13 protein-coding genes and 1 tRNA gene are annotated in these 16807 nt (G+C 70.7%); 2 read left to right on the top strand and 12 right to left on the bottom strand.

All coding sequences use genetic code 11. From position 1 onward, the window contains the following. Positions 1 to 989: exodeoxyribonuclease VII large subunit (gene xseA, locus ACJQWM_RS04075; RefSeq protein ID WP_411306676.1), on the bottom strand; the 989-nt coding region annotated here is incomplete at its 3' end. A 239-nt stretch (positions 990 to 1228) separates the two neighbouring features. Here xseA and ispG point away from each other — a divergent pair. Both ispG and ACJQWM_RS04065 read left to right on the top strand, forming a co-directional pair. Further along, entirely contained in the window at positions 1229 to 2500 is a 1272-nt protein-coding gene (gene ispG / locus ACJQWM_RS04070) for a flavodoxin-dependent (E)-4-hydroxy-3-methylbut-2-enyl-diphosphate synthase (RefSeq protein ID WP_332707748.1), read from the top strand. Further along, entirely contained in the window at positions 2433 to 3206 is a 774-nt protein-coding gene (locus tag ACJQWM_RS04065) for a phosphatase PAP2 family protein (protein ID WP_332707745.1), read from the top strand. Before ispG ends, ACJQWM_RS04065 begins: the two co-directional genes overlap by 68 nt. 50 nt (positions 3207 to 3256) lie before the next feature. Here the strand turns inward: ACJQWM_RS04065 and ACJQWM_RS04060 are convergent, their stop codons facing one another. The 11 genes from ACJQWM_RS04060 to ACJQWM_RS04010 form a co-directional block, all read right to left on the bottom strand. Beyond that, positions 3257 to 4162: a DMT family transporter gene (locus ACJQWM_RS04060; RefSeq protein ID WP_332707742.1), complete on the bottom strand. Its 906-nt coding sequence runs from the start codon at positions 4160 to 4162 to the stop codon at positions 3257 to 3259. A 109-nt stretch (positions 4163 to 4271) separates the two neighbouring features. Beyond that, complete coding sequence (murB, locus tag ACJQWM_RS04055) at positions 4272 to 5354, bottom strand: UDP-N-acetylmuramate dehydrogenase (RefSeq protein WP_411306675.1); 1083 nt, start codon at positions 5352 to 5354, stop codon at positions 4272 to 4274. Next, a complete protein-coding gene (locus ACJQWM_RS04050) occupies positions 5351 to 6430 on the bottom strand; it encodes a quinone-dependent dihydroorotate dehydrogenase (RefSeq protein WP_332707736.1) in 1080 nt (359 codons plus the stop codon). The genes murB and ACJQWM_RS04050 overlap by 4 nt, the downstream gene beginning before the upstream one ends. Positions 6431 to 6753: 323 nt before the next feature. Beyond that, a complete protein-coding gene (gene amaB, locus ACJQWM_RS04045) occupies positions 6754 to 8286 on the bottom strand; it encodes an L-piperidine-6-carboxylate dehydrogenase (RefSeq protein ID WP_332707732.1) in 1533 nt (510 codons plus the stop codon). A gap of 163 nt (positions 8287 to 8449) precedes the next feature. Further along, positions 8450 to 8526 (bottom strand) — tRNA-Arg (locus tag ACJQWM_RS04040). A gap of 56 nt (positions 8527 to 8582) precedes the next feature. Next, the gene (locus ACJQWM_RS04035; RefSeq protein WP_411306674.1) at positions 8583 to 10445 is read right to left on the bottom strand and encodes a carboxypeptidase regulatory-like domain-containing protein; all 1863 of its coding nucleotides are present in this window, start codon (positions 10443 to 10445) and stop codon (positions 8583 to 8585) included. Beyond that, positions 10442 to 12658: a hypothetical protein gene (locus ACJQWM_RS04030; RefSeq protein WP_411306673.1), complete on the bottom strand. Its 2217-nt coding sequence runs from the start codon at positions 12656 to 12658 to the stop codon at positions 10442 to 10444. Before ACJQWM_RS04030 ends, ACJQWM_RS04035 begins: the two co-directional genes overlap by 4 nt. After that, positions 12655 to 13860 (bottom strand): BatA domain-containing protein, encoded by a 1206-nt coding sequence (locus ACJQWM_RS04025; RefSeq protein WP_332707947.1) that lies wholly within the window; start codon positions 13858 to 13860, stop codon positions 12655 to 12657. The genes ACJQWM_RS04030 and ACJQWM_RS04025 overlap by 4 nt, the downstream gene beginning before the upstream one ends. Next, positions 13857 to 14777 (bottom strand): DUF58 domain-containing protein, encoded by a 921-nt coding sequence (locus ACJQWM_RS04020; protein ID WP_411306672.1) that lies wholly within the window; start codon positions 14775 to 14777, stop codon positions 13857 to 13859. Before ACJQWM_RS04020 ends, ACJQWM_RS04025 begins: the two co-directional genes overlap by 4 nt. A gap of 11 nt (positions 14778 to 14788) precedes the next feature. Beyond that, positions 14789 to 15787, bottom strand: a complete 999-nt coding sequence (locus ACJQWM_RS04015; RefSeq protein WP_332701694.1) for an AAA family ATPase — start codon at positions 15785 to 15787, stop codon at positions 14789 to 14791. Between the two features lie 200 nt (positions 15788 to 15987). Continuing rightward, positions 15988 to 16710, bottom strand: a complete 723-nt coding sequence (locus ACJQWM_RS04010; RefSeq protein ID WP_332701696.1) for a DUF4159 domain-containing protein — start codon at positions 16708 to 16710, stop codon at positions 15988 to 15990. Positions 16711 to 16807: the final 97 nt, after the last annotated feature.

The raw sequence follows: 16807 nt of genomic DNA, 5'->3' as shown, positions 1-16807 counted from the left end.
CAGGCGGCCGCCAGCCGGCGCAGCGCTTCGGCCTGGCGCCGGCACAGCAGCTCCACCCGGGCCTGCGGGCGCAGCGCGTTCAGGCGCAGCGCGGCGCGGTCGGCGCGTTGCATCGCCTGGCGCAGACGTTGCGTCTGCAGGTTGCGCAGGCGAGCATCGAGCGAGCGCAGGCGCTGCAGCAGGTCGTCGCGGTGCGGCACCAGCAGCTCGGCCGCGACCGACGGCGTTGGTGCGCGCACGTCGGCGGCGAAGTCGGCCAGGCTGAAGTCGGTCTCGTGGCCAATCGCCGACACCACCGGCACCGTGGATGCGGCGATCGCGCGCGCCAGGTGCTCGTCGTTGAACGCCCACAGGTCCTCCAGCGAGCCGCCACCGCGGGCCAGCACCAGCACGTCGAAGCGGTTTGATGCGGCAGCGCGCTGCAGCATGCGGGTGATCTGCGCCGCCGCGGCCTCGCCCTGCACCGGCACCGGCAACACCTCGGCCTGGACCAGCGGGAAGCGCCGCGCCAGCACGCTCAGCACGTCGCGCACCGCGGCGCCGCTGGGCGAGGTGATCAAGCCGATGCGCGAAGCGAATTTCGGCAGCGGCCGCTTGCGTTCGGCAGCGAACAGGCCCTCGGCCGCCAGTTTCGCCTTGAGCTCCTCGAAGGCGCGGCGCAGCGCGCCTTCGCCGGCCTCCTCCATGTGGTCGAGCACCAACTGGTAGTCGCCGCGCGCCTCGTACAGCGTCAACCGGCCGCGCGCGAGCACGCGCAGGCCCTCGCGCGGCGCGAACTTCAGCCAGGTGCTCTTGGGCTTGAACATCGCACACCGCACCTGCGCGCGCGCGTCCTTGAGCGTGAAGTACAGGTGCCCGGAGGCCGGCCGCGAGAGGTTGCCCAGCTCGGCCTCGACCCACACCAGCGGGAACGCGCCCTCCAGCAGGTCGCGCGCCAGCGTATTGAGCTGGCTCGGGGTGAGGACGTGGTTGGGGTCGTCGCGGTTCATTGCTCTGTCAACAGCCTGGGACGCGGATTAACGCGGATGGACACGGATAAGGCAAATGCACAGTGAATACGCTTGATCCGTGCTCATCCGTGCTTATCCGTGCTTATCAGCGTTGATCAGCGTAAAAAACGTGGATCGCGGAACCGTAGACGGTACCGCACCGAGGGGCGGACATTCCGGGGTCGCGACTTGCGTCGCTCCTGCAAAGGCTGAGGGAGGCCGGCGGTACAATGGCCGGCATGAATGCCGATGCCACCTTGCCCTGCGCCCACGCCCCGTTCGGCCCGTTGCCACGCCGCCTGACCCGGGCGGTGCGGATCGGTGGGGTCGAGGTGGGCGGCGGTGCGCCGGTGGTGGTGCAGTCGATGACCAACACCGACACCGCCGATGTCGCCGGCACCGTGAGGCAGGTCGCCGAGCTGTGGCGCGCCGGCTCGGAGCTGGTGCGGCTCACGGTCAACAATGCCGAGTCTGCCGCCGCGGTCCCGCGGATCGTCGACAAGCTCGCGATGATGGGCATTGAAGTCCCGCTGATCGGCGATTTCCACTACAACGGCCACCAGCTGCTGACCGCCGAGCCGGCCTGCGCGCGGGCGCTGGCCAAGTACCGGATCAATCCCGGCAATGTCGGCTTCGGCAAAAAGCGCGACAGCCAGTTCGCGACCCTGATCGAACTGGCGATCGAGCACGGCAAGGCGGTGCGCATCGGCGCCAACTGGGGCTCGCTGGACCAAGCGCTGGCCACGCGGCTGATGGACGAGAACCACGCCCGTGCCGAACCCTGGGACGCCAGCCGGGTCCTGCGTGAGGCGCTGATCCGCTCGGCGCTGGACTCGGCCGCGCGCGCTGTCGAACTGGGCCTGCCGGCCGACCGCATCGTGCTCAGCGCCAAGGTCAGCGGGGTGCAGGAGCTGGTCGCGGTTTATCGCGAACTCGCCACCCGCGGCGACTACGCGCTGCACCTGGGACTGACCGAGGCCGGCATCGGCAGCAAGGGCATCGTCGCCTCCAGTGCCGCGCTCGCGGTGCTGCTGCAGGAAGGCATCGGCGACACCATCCGCATTTCGCTCACCCCGGAGCCGGGGCAGGCGCGCAGCAACGAAGTGGTCGTCGCGCAGGAGCTGCTGCAGACCATGGGCCTGCGCGCGTTCACCCCGATGGTCACCGCCTGCCCGGGTTGCGGGCGCACCACCAGCGAGTTCTTCCAGGAGCTGGCGCAGCGCGTGCAGGCGCACGTGCGCGCGCAGATGCCGCAATGGAAGGTCAGTCATCCCGGCGCGGAGAACCTGACGCTGGCGGTGATGGGCTGCGTGGTCAACGGCCCCGGCGAGTCGCGCCACGCCAATATCGGCATCTCGCTGCCGGGCACCGGCGAGGCGCCCTCCGCGCCGGTGTTCGAGGACGGTGAAAAGACCGTCACGCTGCGCGGCGAGAATATCGCCCATGACTTCCTCGCGCTCATCGACCAATACGTCGAGAAAAACTACGGTCGATCCACCCAGGACGGCTGACCACCAGGCGTCCGAAGCCGGCCACGCGCTGCAGCAGGAGGCGCGGTTTGGCGCCGCGTTCCTCAAGCGCCATGGCTGGCGGCTGGCGTTGGTGTTCGCCGGCCTGCTGCTGCCGTTGTGGGGGTTTGCAGAGCTCGCCGACGAGATCCACGGGCAGGACGTGATCCCGTTCGACGAGCCGATCCTGCGGTTCGCGCACGGGCTGGCCAGTCCGGGCGCCGACCGCGCCTTCGTCTGGATCAGCGAGGCCGGTTACCTCAACGGCGTGGTGCCGCTGGACATCGCGCTGGTGCTGGTGCTGACGTTCCTGCGGCGTTTTCGCGAGGCGACCTTCGCGGCCATCGCCCTGGGCGGCTCGGCCCTGCTGAACATGGCGACCAAGCTGGCGTTCGCGCGCGAGCGGCCGTCGCTGTGGGAGTCGATCATGCCGGAGATCACGTTCAGCTTTCCCAGTGGCCACGCGATGGGCTCGGCGACGCTGGCCTGGGTGCTGGTGTTGCTGGCGTGGCAGACGCGCTGGCATTGGCCGGTGATCGCGCTGGCGGTGCCTTTCGTGCTGCTGGTCGGGTTCTCGCGGGTCTACCTGGGCGTGCATTTTCCGTCGGACATCCTCGCCGGCTGGGCGGCGGCCAGCGCGTGGGCGGCGGTGGTCTACCTGGTGGCGTTCCGCGGGCATTTGCGGCCCTGGCGCCGGGCGGAGCCTTAGCACGAGCATCGCGCCCATGGGGCGCTCCTACAAGGGCGCGGTGAGCACGGTCACTCGCCCGGCTTGGCCGCCTCGATCGGCGATGCCGTCGCCGCGCGCCGCGCGAGCTGCGCTTCGCGGTGGGCGATGTAGGCATTGGCCAGGAAGATCACCGCGGCGCCGATCACGGTCCAGCGGTCCACGTTCTCGTCGAACAGCAGGAAGCCCAACAGCGCCACGATCGGCAGCTGCATGAAGCTGATCGGGGTCAGTGCCGAAACGTCGCCAAGCTTCAGTGCGCGCGTCCACAGCATGTGCCCGCCGGTGCCCAGCCCGCCGGCCGCGGCGACCCACAGCCAGGTGATGCCGCGTGGCCATTCCCACACCCACAGCGCGGGCAACAGCGACATCGGCACCCACAGCAGGGTGGTGAAAATGACGATGCGATCGGCCGGCTCGGTGCGCGAGAGCTGCTTGATCTGGATCGCGACGATGCCGCTGAGCACCGCCGCCGAAATCGCGACCAGCGAGCCGGCGGTGAAGCTGTCCGAGCCCGGTCGCACGATGATCAGCACGCCGATGAAGCCCAGGATCACCGCGGCCCAGCGCCGCAGGCGCACCTGCTCGCCGAGCCAGATCACCGCGGCGATGGTCACGAACAGCGGGGTCGAATACGACAGCGAGATCGCCTGCGCCAGCGGCAGGTTGCCGATCGCCCAGAAGCCGCAGAACATCGACAGCACCCCGATCAGGCAGCGCACGAAGTAGCGCGGCAGCTGGTCGGTCCTGAGCAGTCCCGGGCCGTGCTTGAGCAGCAGCGGCAGTGCCGCGACCAGGCCGAAGAAGTTGCGGAAGAACGCGATCTCGAAGGTGTGCAAGTGCTCGGAGGCAAGCCGGATCGAGACCGCCATCAGCCCAAAGAACACCGTGCTGCCGAGCATCAGCAGGGCTGCGCGGGAATGCGGGGTACGCGGCATCAAGCGGAAGTCCCCGACGGGGAGGCTGGGCTGCCAAGCCCGGCTTGCCGGCGCGAGACGTTGGGCTTGGCAGCCCGCCCTGCGGCGCACGTGCGTAGCGGCATCGGCCTCACCAGTCTGCGCCGACGATCCGCGGCTCCGGTTCCAGTGCGACGCCGAAGCGCGCCTGTACCGAGGCCGCGATGCGCCGCGCCAGAGCAAGCAGCTGCGGCCCGGTCGCCGCGCCATGGTTGACCAGCACCAGCGCGTGCGAGGCCGCCACGCCGGCATCGCCATCGCGGTGGCCCTTCCAGCCGCAGGCATCGATCAGCCACGCGGCCGAGAGCTTGCGGGTGGCGTCATCCGCCCCGCGGAACACCGGCAGCGCAGGGTTCTCGGTCAGCAGGGCCTCGGCCTGCGCACCCGGCACGATCGGGTTCTTGAAGAAGCTGCCGGCATTGCCGAGCACCGCCGGGTCGGGCAGTTTGCGCCGGCGGATCGCGATCACCGCCTCGGCCACCTGTTGCGGCGTCGGCGACCGGATGCCCATCGCCAGCAACTCCTCGCCGATGCCGGCGTAGTCCAGTTGGAGCGCCGGGCTGCGCGGCAGTGCGAACTCGACCGCGGTGACGACATAGCGCTCCGGTTGCCGCTTGAACAGGCTGTCGCGGTAGGTGAAGCCGCAGGCGGCCGGTTCCAGCCGGTGCAGCGTGGCGGTGGCCGGTTCCCAGGCTTCGACCGCGTGGATGAACGCGCCCACCTCGACCCCGTAGGCACCGATGTTCTGGATCGGCGCGGCGCCGACCGTGCCCGGGATCAGCGCGAGGTTCTCCAGCCCGGCGTAGCCCTGCGCCAGGCTGCGCATCACGAAATCATGCCAATTGACGCCAGCATCGGCGCGCAGGACCGCGCGTGCGTCATCCGAGTGCTTCAGCGACACCGTCTGCCCGGTCAGCGCCAGCACCGGCCGAGCCGGATCGCCGGCGAACAACAGGTTGCTGCCGCCGCCCAGCACCAGCGGAGTGGTACCGGCGAACCCGGCCTGCATGAACAAATCCGGCAGCGCCGAGGCATCGCCGACCTCCGCCAGCAGCGCCGCGGATGCGGCCACGCCGAAGCTGTTGCGCGACTGCAGCGGCGCGTCCCGCAGGATGCGCACGGCGGGTCGGGTGCAGGGCAACGTCACGTGATCCGCATCGGGTGACGACCTCATGCGATCGGCGGCACTGGCCCGCGGCTGGGTGCGAACTTGCGCCGGCGGATCGCCTCCACGCACTCGTGCACCAGTTCCGGCCCGCGATAGATCAGGCCGCTGTAGCACTGCACCAGGCTGGCGCCGGCGGCCATCTTGGTGACCGCGTCGGCGCCGGACAGGATGCCACCGACCCCGACCAGCGGAATCGCCTCGGGCAGGCGAGTGCGCATCATCCTCAGCACCGTGGTCGACTGCCCCATCAGCGGCTTGCCCGAGAGCCCGCCGGGCTCTTCGGCGTGGCGCGCGCCTTCGATCGCGTCGCGCGAGACGGTGGTGTTGGTCGCGATCACGCCATCGACCTCCAGCTCGGTCAGCACCCGCGCGCAGGCCTCGATGTCGTCGTCCGACAGGTCGGGCGCGATCTTGACCAGCATCGGCACGCGGCGACCATGCTTGGCGCCGAGGCGCTCCTGTTCCTCGCGCAGGATGCCGATCAGGCGGCGCAGCAGCTGTTCTTCCTGCAGCTCGCGCAGCCCGGCGGTGTTGGGCGAGGAGATGTTGATGGTGACGTAGTCGGCCAGCGCATACACCCGCGACAGGCAGTACATGTAGTCGCCTTCGGCGATCTCGTTGGGGGTGTCCCTGTTCTTGCCGATGTTGATGCCGAGCAGGCCGCCGCCAGCCGCGCGGCCGTGGGTGCTGTGGCGGGCGCGCTCGACATTGCGTACCACCGCATCGACCCCGGCGTTGTTGAACCCCAGCCGGTTGATGATCGCCTCGTGCCCCGGCAGGCGGAACATGCGCGGCTTCGGGTTGCCGGCCTGCGCCCGCGGGGTGACGGTGCCGATCTCGACCGAGCCGAAGCCCAGCGCGAACAGCGCATCGATATGCGCGCCGTTCTTGTCGAGTCCGGCAGCCAGGCCGACCGGGTTGGGGAAATCCAGCCCCAGCACGCGTGTGGGCAGCGGCTCGGACCGGCCCGCCACCAGCGCATCGAGCCCGCTGCGGTAGGCCACGTCCAGCGCCCGCAGCGTCAGGCCGTGGGCACGCTCGGCATCGAAGTTGAACAGCAGGGGGCGGGCGAGGGAGTACATCGGTCGGTGGGGCGGTCGGGACCTGAGTGCGTCGTTGTTTTCAGCCGTCGTCCCGCGCAGGCGGGAATCCAGATGCTTCAGCCGTCATTCCCGAGCCGGCGGAAATCCAGAGGCCATGCCGGGAATCATAGTCCGAAGACACGTCATTCCCGCCGATCCATGGCCGTTCGCTGGCGGCCCGCTACCGTCGTGGTCCCGCAGCACGCCGGGACCGACTGGACCCTCACGCGGGCGCAATGCCCGCGTTCAGGCGGCTGGACCACCCCCGCCGCGACCACGGCGGAGTGGCCAGCGCCCGGCACTGCCGGCATCCCGCCGGACAACTACAGATCGAACTTGATGCCCTGCGCCAGCGGCAGTTCGTCGGAATAGTTGATGGTGGTGGTCTGGCGGCGCATGTACGCGCGCCATGCGTCCGAGCCGGACTCGCGACCGCCGCCGGTGTCCTTCTCGCCGCCGAACGCGCCGCCGACTTCCGCACCGGAGGTGCCGATGTTGACGTTGGCGATGCCGCAATCGGAACCGCGCGCCGACAGGAACGCCTCGGCCGCCTTCAGGCTCTCGGTGAAGATCGCCGAGGACAGGCCCTGCGGCACGTCGTTCTGCATCGCGAGCGCTTCGTCGAGGTCCTTGAACTTCATCACGTAGAGGATCGGCGCGAAAGTCTCGGTCTGTACGACTTCGGCATCGTTCTTCAGGCCGGTCACCAGCGTCGGCAGCACGAAGTTGCCCTTGCGGTCGATGGCGGCGCCGCCGGTCTCGATCTTGCCGCCAGCGGCCTTGGCCTTCTCGATCGCAGCGAGGTAAGCCTGCACCGCATCGGCGCTGTTGAGCGGGCCCATCAGGTTGGCCGGGTCGGTCGGATCGCCGATCTTGCCCTCGACCTGCTTGTAGGCGGCGACCAGCTTGGCCAGCACGTCGTCATGGATCGACTCGTGGATGAACACGCGGCGCGTGCTGGTGCAGCGCTGGCCGGCAGTGCCGACCGCGCCGAAGACGATCGCCGGGATCGCCAGCTTCAGGTCGGCGCTGGCATCGACGATCATCGCGTTGTTGCCGCCGAGCTCCAGCAGCGAGCGGCCCAGGCGGCGCGCGACCCGCTCGCCAACGTGGCGGCCGACCTTGGTCGAACCGGTGAAGCTGATCAGGCCGATGCGCTTGTCGTCGACGAACTTTTGCGCGAGCTCGGTGCCGGCGTCATTGAACAGGAAGAAGATGTCGGGGAAGCCGCCCTTCTTCAACGCCTCGTTGCAGATCTTGATCGAGGCGATCGCCGACAGCGGGGTCTTGGGCGAGGGCTTCCAGATCACGATGTCGCCGCAGGCCGCGGCCACCAGCGCGTTCCAGGCCCAGACCGCGACCGGGAAGTTGAACGCGGAAATCACACCGACCACGCCCAGCGGCTGCCACTGCTCGTACATGCGGTGGCCAGGACGCTCCGAGTGCATGGTCAGGCCGTACAGCTGGCGCGACAGGCCGACGGCGAACTCGCCGATGTCGATCATCTCCTGCACTTCGCCGTCGCCCTCGGGCTTGGACTTGCCCATCTCCAGCGCGACCAGCGAACCGAGTGCGTCCTTGTGCGTGCGCAGCGCATCGGCACACAGGCGAACGGCTTCACCGCGGCGCGGCGCCGGGGTCGTACGCCACACCTTGAACGCGGCCTGGGCGCGCTCGACGATCTTGTCGTAGTCGGCCTGCGAGGAGGCGGGAACCCGCGCCAGCACCTCGCCGTCGGTCGCATTGGTCGGCTCCAGCATGCCGGCACCGCTCGTGCTGGCCCATTCGCCATTGCCGAGGTAGGTGCCGGACGGGGTGTCGGTCAAGCCGAGTGCGGTGAGGACGGGATGGGTCATTGCAAAAACTCCTTGGAATAAAAGCAGAAAACGGTAAACAGAAAATAGAAAATGGGAAAAGCGAGAAACCCGAGCAGGGCGAAAACCGGAGAAGCGACGAGCATTGGACAGTCCGCACATGGATGTGCGGGGTTTTGCGCATGGATGCGCAACAAGTAAATCCTGGCGACCCCGGCGCGATTCGAACGCACGACCTGTCCCTTAGGAGGGGACCGCTCTATCCAGCTGAGCTACGGGGCCTGAAGGCGGCGATTTTCGCACGAATGCCGCTGCGGCCGTAACTCAGGCAGTGCTGGTCAGCTGCGCGGCAGGCCCAGCCGCGAGCGCTCCAACCACCATCCGGCGCTCGCCAGCAGCAGCCATGCGAGGAACCACGGCCAGCGTGGGCCTGGCGCCGCCGCCTGCGCGGCGCCGTCTGCGTTCACCGTCGCTTGCGCGGCGCCATCTGCGTTCACCGTCGCCCGCGCGGCGCCAGCCGCATTCGCCGCCGGGCCGGTGCGACCCCCTGCCAGCGCCAGGGTCGCCTCGCGCACCGCATGGGCCTGCAGGCCGGGGGCCTCGCCGGCATCGCGGACGTAAAACGGGACGACTTCCGCGCCGGCGCGCAGCAGGTGCCAACCGGGGGTTTCCGGCCAGAAGCCGGCACAGCGGCGCGCACCGCTGGCCGGGTCGAGGTGCAGATCAGTGTCAGAGCCGTCGGGAGCGGTCACCCGCGCGCGGTCATCGATGCCGCACAGCGCGGCGCGTTGCTGCGACCAGGCCAACGGGATGTGCACCTCGCCGGCCGTGCCGCCCGGCCGCGCCAGGGTGGTGAATGTGCGGCTCCAGAGCTCGCCGTGCGCCTCCCCACGTCCGGCCAGCACCAGCCGGTAGCTGTGGTCGAGGACCGAGACGCCGATGCGGCCGCGCCCGGCGGCCCGCCACGACGCCAGCGGCGCACCGGCGGCATCGCGCGCCAGTTCGACGCCATCGACCGCGGTGATCGTCAATGCACTGCGGGCGATGCCCGGCATCGCATCGGCGGCCTCGCCGGCGCGTGCAAAGCCGGCGCCCAGCCGGGTCTCGCCGGCGGCGTCGCCAGCGGTCGCGGTGAAGCCGAGGCCCTCCAGCCGCTCGAGATCCGCAGCCGTCGCCGGCCCGGTCATGCGCACCAGCAGCCCCAAACCGTCTTCGACCGCAGTCGACAGGGCCGCGCGCGGTCCGGCAGCGAGCGCGCGCCAGCTGCGTTGGTCGAGCACGACCAGGTCGAACCCGCCCAGAGCGGCGGCATCGAGCGCGACCGGCGCGGTGCCGATCTGCAGCCCGGCGCCCAGGCTGATCCGGGTGTCGAGCTCGATGCCCGCATCCAGCGCCCAGCGGCGCAGGTATTTGAGCTCCGGGTTGGGCGCGCCGGCCAGCACCAGCGCGCGCAGCGGGCGTGCAGCCGCGACCTGCAGGGGGACGGCGACCTGTTCGACCGGCTCGGCGCGCGCATCGTGCAGGCGCAGGCCGAATGTGGTCGGGCCGGCGCTGCGCGCGGTACCGTGCAGTTCGAAATGGCCGGCCTCGTCGAGTTGCACGCGATCGACCCGCTGCCCGGCCGGATCGATCAGTTCGGCCGCGCCATCGGCCAGTTGCGCGGCGCGGCCGGTGATGCGGAAACGGCGCCCGGCCGGGACCTGCGCCGGCGCGTGCAGCTCGGCCAGGCCGCGCGGCTGCGGCGCGGGGTGGAACGCCAGCGTCCGCGTGCCCACGGCATCGCGGTCGCGGTCGCGTGCGACCAGGCCGGCACCGAGCACGCGCAGGCGCGTCGTCGCCGGGTAGCGACGCAGGGCGGTGGCCAGGTCGGGCACCCCCTCGGTGCCGGGCGGGGCGTCGGCTTCCGGCAAGGCCACCACGTGCTCGCCGGCCAGCGCCTGCGCAGCACTGTCCTGCACGGGCACCTCGCTCGACCGCGCGGTCAGCACCACCAGCGTGCCGGCCTCGCGCGCCTGCGGCGGCGGGAACAGCACGAAATACAGCAGCACCGCGCCCGCGGCCTGGACCAGCAGCAACAGGGTCACGCGCCAGCCTTGTGGCCGCGCAGCGGGCGCGGCGCGGCGCAGGCTCCACCACAACCGTGCACTGCCGAGCAGCACCGCAAGCGCGAGCAGGCCGGCGACGAGCAGCGACGCGTTCATGGCGTCGGCTCCTGGCCGAGCGCGTCGAGGTAGGCCTGGCCGACCGGTCCGGCCGGCCGGCGCGGGCCGATCGCCGGCGGTGGGGCTGCCAGCAGCGGCCACAGCAGGGCCCGCAGGCGCTTCCGGCAGGCGGCGCAGCCCGGATCCCGGCGCAGGGTGTCGATCGCGGCGGCCACCTCCAGCGGATCCTGGCGATCGCTGGCGCCGGTGGCGAGCCATTCGCTGAGCGCGTCGAGATCGACCGCGCCTGCGCCGGGCAGCGGCGCAAGCGCACGCCAGGCATCGGCCGGCACCGGGTCGGCGGCGGTCGCCGCCGCGAGCAGATCGGCGCGGTCACCCAGCCCCTCGCGATCGCCGCCGAGCCGCCGGTTTTCATCGATCGGCGGCAACTGCGTGCCCAGGCGCGGCAGGTAGATGCGCGAGGCCTGCTGCACCTGCTTGATGAAACCCAGCGCGCGGTTGGCGTAGGGCAGGGCGAGTTCCGGCTGCGCCTGCCGCAGGTGCAGCTCGGACTGCCACATCTCGTCGAGCGCGGCCCTCAGCAGCGCGCGCGTTTGTGGGTCCAGCAGCGTCGCCGCCTCGGCGATGTCATGGGTATGGCCGAACTGCTCGAGCACGGACTGTTCCTCGCCGAAGCTCGGCTGCCGCTGAGGGTCCGCGGCATGGCCATGGTCATCGTCGTGCGAATCCGCGGCGGGGCTTGCCGTCGCGGTTGCGGATCTGGCATTCGCATCGCCGGGTGCGTGCCCGTCCTCCCCGCCCTCATCCTCGTGCTCATCGCGGGCATCGTTGGTCGGCATCAGGCGTGGCGCGGATTCGCTTTCCTCGCCGAGGAACTGGCCGTAGCGCAAACGCAGCAGGCGCTGGTCGACGCCGATGCCATCGGAGCGTTCGCGGTAAGCATCCGGGCTGATCGCCAGCTTTTCCTCCAGCAGCGCCTCGGCATCGATGATGATCTGGCGCTGGCTGCGGAAATACGCCGGCAGGGTTTTCTTGACCAGGCCATCGAGGCCGGTCACGTCGATGCCGGGGTCGGGCGGCCAGCGCAGGATGAAGCTCGGGCTGCGCGTGGTCTGGGGCGCCGGCGTGCGGCGGTCGCTGACGCGGAGCTGGACGATCACGTCGTCGCCCTCGACCAGGCCGAGCGCGTCGAGGTCGATCTCGTGTGTGTAGCGTCGTTGGGTCGCGCCGCCGCGGCCGCGCAGCGAGAGGGTCTGCTGGGTCGAGGTGATGTTCTCGCCGCTGCCTTCGGTGCGGGTGATGCGCAGTTGCGCGGTCGATGCCAGGCCGTGGTCGTCGCTGGCCTCGAACGCGAGCGCCCAGCGGCGCTGTCCCGGGGCGAGCAGGGTCAGGTTGCGCTGCGGCCGCACTGCGTCCACTTGCGGGGGACGGTCGGGCACGACCTCGATGCGATGCAGCGGTTCGCCGGACTGGGCCAATGCCAGCGGATGCTCCAGCCCGATGCGGTACAAAGCCGACTCGTCGAGGCGGCGGCGGCCGGTCCAGGCATCGCCTTCGCGCTCCAATGCCAGCCGGTATCCGTCGTGGAATACCAGCTCGGCGCGCTGCGGCATCGGCGCGAACCGCAGCGTCCACTGCAACGTCGAGCCCTCGGCCACCTTCGCCGCCAGCGCATCGACGCTGCGCACGGGCAGGCCGGTGTAGGGCGGCGGTTCGATGTCGATGCGTTGCCCGAGCAGTTGTGGAGGCTGGCTCGCCGCGGCCGCTTCGGGGGGCGCAAACCCATTGCGCCCACTCGGTGCCGAGGGCGCGGGCCACAGCGTGATCGCGGCAAGGCACGCCGCGGCAAGCACGGCGTTCGTGGCGATCGGGCGTACCCGCCACGGTGCGCGCAGATCGGGCGGGGCAGCGGCCTGCAGACGCTGGCGCAGGCGCTCGCGCTGCAGGCGTTCGAGGGCGCTGGCCGGCGGCGAACGCATCAGCAACAAGTCCGCGCTGTCGTCCATGTCCTGGCGCCGGGCATTCAGCGCGCGCGCCAGCCAGCGATCGTCGAACTGCCGTGCGGCGATCCAGAGCAGCGATGCGGTGATCACCAGCGGCGCCGCCAACACCAGCGCGGACCACGGCATCGCCAGAGCCCATGCCAGGGCCGCGGCGACGATCAGCCACGGCGCCGTGAGCAGCCCGGTCCGTGCGAGCGCGCGTTGCAGCGCGGCGCGGCGCGCCTGGCGCAGGACGGCGTCGGCGTTCATCGCGCAAACCTGCGGCGGGGGCCGTTGGCCACCCAGCGTTCGGCCAGGAACAGCGCCGCGATCAGCGCCGCCAGCCATGGAGCGAGCGGGCTGGGCGCCGGCGGATAGGCGGCGGCACCGGTGCGTGGGACGTAGGCGCTGGCCTGCACCCGCGCCGGTGGCGGCGATGCGGGAGCGAACAACTGCTGCAGCCGCTGCGGGAAGTCCGGCTCCAGCAGATCGGGCATCGCCGCCGGCAGCAGCACGCGCTCCAGGCGCATGACCCGGCCCTGGCCCCACCGCATGCCGCGCACCAGCGGGCCACGCTCGTCACGCCACAGCACCGCGGCGCCGGCCGGGTCGAATTGCGGGAGCTCGGCCTGCGCATCGAGCAGGGCGACGCCGCCGGCGGCGATCCACTCGCGCACTGCCGCCGGCAATGGGCCGGGCACCAGCCACACCAGGTTGCGTACCCCGGCATCGAACTCCTGCGAGGCCGGTGCGATGCGGACCGGCGATGCCGCCGATCTGGCCGTGCGCGAACCCTCGGCAGCCGACGACTGCCAGGCGGCACCGGCCGCGCGCAGGTAGCGCAACGATGCGGTGCGGTCGGGTGCATGGCGTACGGTCAGTGTCGGCACCGGCGGCGCCGTGGCGCGGTCGATTTCCGGCGGCGCCGACGGCAGCACCCGCCACTCGACCGGGCGGCTGAGCCGCGGTCGCTCGGCATCGGCGCCATTCAGGATGGCCGGGACGAGCACGGTCAGCGGCGTGCCGGCGGGCAGGGTCGCGTCGAGTTCGCGCAGCAGGCTGGCGAGTGAAGCAGCGGCCGGACGGTCGGGCGACTCCGCGGCCGGATCGAACGCCGGAAAGCCCGAGGCCAGCCAGCGAGCGCGCACCTCGCGCGCACCGATCTGGTCGCGCGCAGCAGCCACCTCGACGCCCGGTGCAAGCACCACCCATGGCGTCCGGTCAGGCCGCCCGAACAGCACCGGCCCGGCCAGTAGAAGCGCCAGCGCGGCGAGCAGCAGCAGGCGCAGCAACAGCAGCAGGTATTCCTCCAGCTGGAGTTTGCGACGCGGCTGCGGCTGCGCCTGCAGCCAGCGCAACGCGGCAAACTCGACCGTGCGCTGCTCGCTGCGGCGCGCGATATGGATCAGCAGCGGCACAAGCAGCGCCGCCAGCGCCGCCAGGCCGATCGGCAGCAACAGCGAAAAGCTCATGCGCGCCCCGGCCCGGTCGCGAACAGGCGGCGCAGCGGCGCATCGAGTGCCTCGTCGAGCACGTATTCGACATGGCGGATGCCGCTGGCGGCGAGCCGCGACGCCAGTGCCGCCCGTGCGGCGGCGAAACGGGTGATAAAGCCGTCGCGCACGCTGGCGCCATCGCCCAGCATTTCCGCGCCGGTTTCCGGATCGTAGAAACGATGGCCGCCCTGGAACGGAAAGTCGCGCTCCTCGGCGGTCAGGATCTGCACGCTCAGCACCTCGCGCCGGGCCGCGGCGAGGCGCTCGGCCAGCTGCACCACAGCCGGGTCGAAGGCATCGCTCAACGAGACCACCAGGGTGCGCGCGCCGACGTATTCCCACAGCGGGCGCAGGCGCGCCTTGTCCGGCCATCGGCCGGACGCGCCGAGTCCGCGCAGTGCAAGCACGCAGCGGTCGCGATGGCGAGGGCCGGCGCCGATCGGAGTCAGCTGCAGCGTGCCGTCGCCGATCGCGACCAGCCCGAAACGATCGCCCTGGCGCAGTGCCAGCTCGATGATGCAGGCCGCCAGCGCCCGTGCCGCGTCCAGCCGCGACCAGCCCGGGCGCACCGCATCGCCCTGCGACATCGACGCGCTGGTATCGATCAGTAGCCAAACGTCGATCGGGCTGTCGCGCTCGGCTTCGCGCACGAAGAAACGGTCCGAGCGCGCGTAGAGCTTCCAGTCGACCTGGCGCGGTTCGTCGCCGGGTTCGTAGGCGCGGTATTGCGAGAACTCCAGGCCGGCGCCGCGGCTCTGGCTGGCATGCAGTCCGAAGCCCTGCACGCCGGCGGCCTGCCGCGCGGTCAGCTGCAGGGACCTGAGCCGCGCGCGGACTTCCGGCGGGATCAGGTCCGCGGCGATGCCGGCGGCGGGGGAGGGCGGCCGGGCCACGCCGTCGCGCCTCAGCGGGCGGCGAACGGCACGCCGCGCAGCAGCGCGGCGATCACGTCGTCGGCGGTCTTCTGTTCGGCCTCGGCCGCGAACGACAGCAGCAGGCGGTGGCGCATCACCGGCGCGGCCAGCGCGACGATGTCCTCTCGCGAGGCGGCCAGGCGCCCGTGCAACAGCGCACGCGCCTTCGAGGCCAGCACCAGCGACTGCCCGGCGCGCGGGCCAGCGCCCCACTTCACCCATTGCCGCACTTCGGCGGGCGCATCGGGGTGCGGACGGCTGGCGCGCACCAACCGGGTGATCCAGTCAAGCAGGTCCTCGCCCAGGTGCACCTCGCGCACGCGTGCCTGCAGCGCGAGCACCGCATCGCCGTGCATCACCTGCGGCACTTCCGCGCGGGCGGTGCCGGTGGTCTGCAGCAGGATGTCGCGCTCCTCGGCCTCGCTCGGATATTCGACCTGCACGTGCAGCAGGAACCGATCGAGCTGCGCTTCGGGCAGCGGGTAGGTGCCGGCCTGTTCCAGCGGATTCTGCGTGGCCAGCACGAAGAACGGCTGCGGCAGCGCATGGGTCACGCCGGCGTAGCTGACCGTGCGCTCCTGCATCGCCTCGAGCAGCGCGGCCTGGGTCTTGGGTGGGGTGCGGTTGAGCTCGTCGGCCAGCAGCAGGTTAGTGAACACCGGGCCGCGCTGGAACTTGAAACTGCGATGCCCGGTGCCGTGGTCCTCCTCGAGGATCTCGGTGCCGATGATGTCGCTGGGCATCAGGTCGGGGGTGAACTGCACGCGGCGGAACTGCAGGTCCAGCGCCTGCCCCAGCGAGCGCACCAGCAGCGTCTTGCCCAGGCCGGGCACGCCCTCGAGCAGGCAATGGCCGCCGGCCAGCAGGCCGATCAGCAGCTGTTCGACCACCGCCTCCTGGCCGACGATGGCGTGGGCGATCGCTTCGCGCAGTGTGCCCATTTGCGCCAGTTCGGTCTGGATGTCGGCTTCGGTGAGGGTGTCGGTCATGTCGGGTCCGGGAGACGGTGCTGGCGGTGCGGTAAGGAAGTGTTTTTGCTCGTCATTCCCGCGAAGGCGGGAACCCAGTGCCTTCAGGCTTCGTCTCGAGCGTGGAAGTCAAAGTCGCTGGGTTCCCGCGTTCGCGGGAATGACGGCCGAAAAAAAGAATCGCGCGATGTGGCTTGTACGAGTAAATCACCGGCGCCACATCACGCAGTCAGCGCATAGATCGCGATATTGACCGCCAGCTTGGTGTTGTCCTCGGCCAGGAAGCGCTTGTTGCGCCAGTCGTAGTCCCATTCGCAGCCGTAATCCTTGTTGCTGTAGAGCACGCCGAGGCGGCCGTCGATCTGGATGCCCTTGAGGTAGTTGTGTACCAGGTCGTCGCCCCAGCCGTTGAGCTCGAAGCTCGTGGCCGGCGGCCCGTCTTCGAACTTGAAGAAACTGCGGTACAGCGCGTGGTCGTTGGGCAGCTTTGCCATGGCATCGCCGCCGAAGATTTCCGCCATCTGCGCCTCGAACGACTTGGCGAACAGCCCGTCGATGTCGTGGTTACAGTCGTCGACGAAGACGAAGCCGCCATTGCGCACGTAGCGCTCGAAATTGCTGCGCTCGGCCGGGTTGAACTCGACCAGCTTGTGGCCGGCGAGATAGCAGAACGGCGCCAGCAGCATCTTCGGGTCGGACAGGTCGAGCACGTGCTCCTTCGGGTCCACACGCAGGCTGGTGTAGTCGATCAGCGAGGTGATCATGTTGGCCGGCATGCGCTGGTCGACGTCCCAGTCGCCGGAGTCGTAGCGCAGGCGGGTGAACCAGAAGTCGTACTGCGGACCCGCCGCGCGCACGGGCCGCGGCAGCTGCGAAAACGCGGCGCCAGCCAGGCCGCCGGCGAGCAGGCGGAGGAAATCCCGGCGATGGGCGGTGCGGTTCATTCCCGTGTCGGCCGTGCCCGCGTCCCGGTTTCCGCGGCGGTGGCTACACCACGGACGTCACTGGATCCCCGCCTGCGCGGGGATGACGGCAAGTATC

This window comes from Novilysobacter longmucuonensis, from assembly GCF_046600735.1.
Lineage (GTDB): Bacteria > Pseudomonadota > Gammaproteobacteria > Xanthomonadales > Xanthomonadaceae > Novilysobacter_A > Novilysobacter_A longmucuonensis.
Note: the sequence above shows the minus strand (reverse complement) of the source record. Positions and strands in the feature narration are given on the sequence as shown.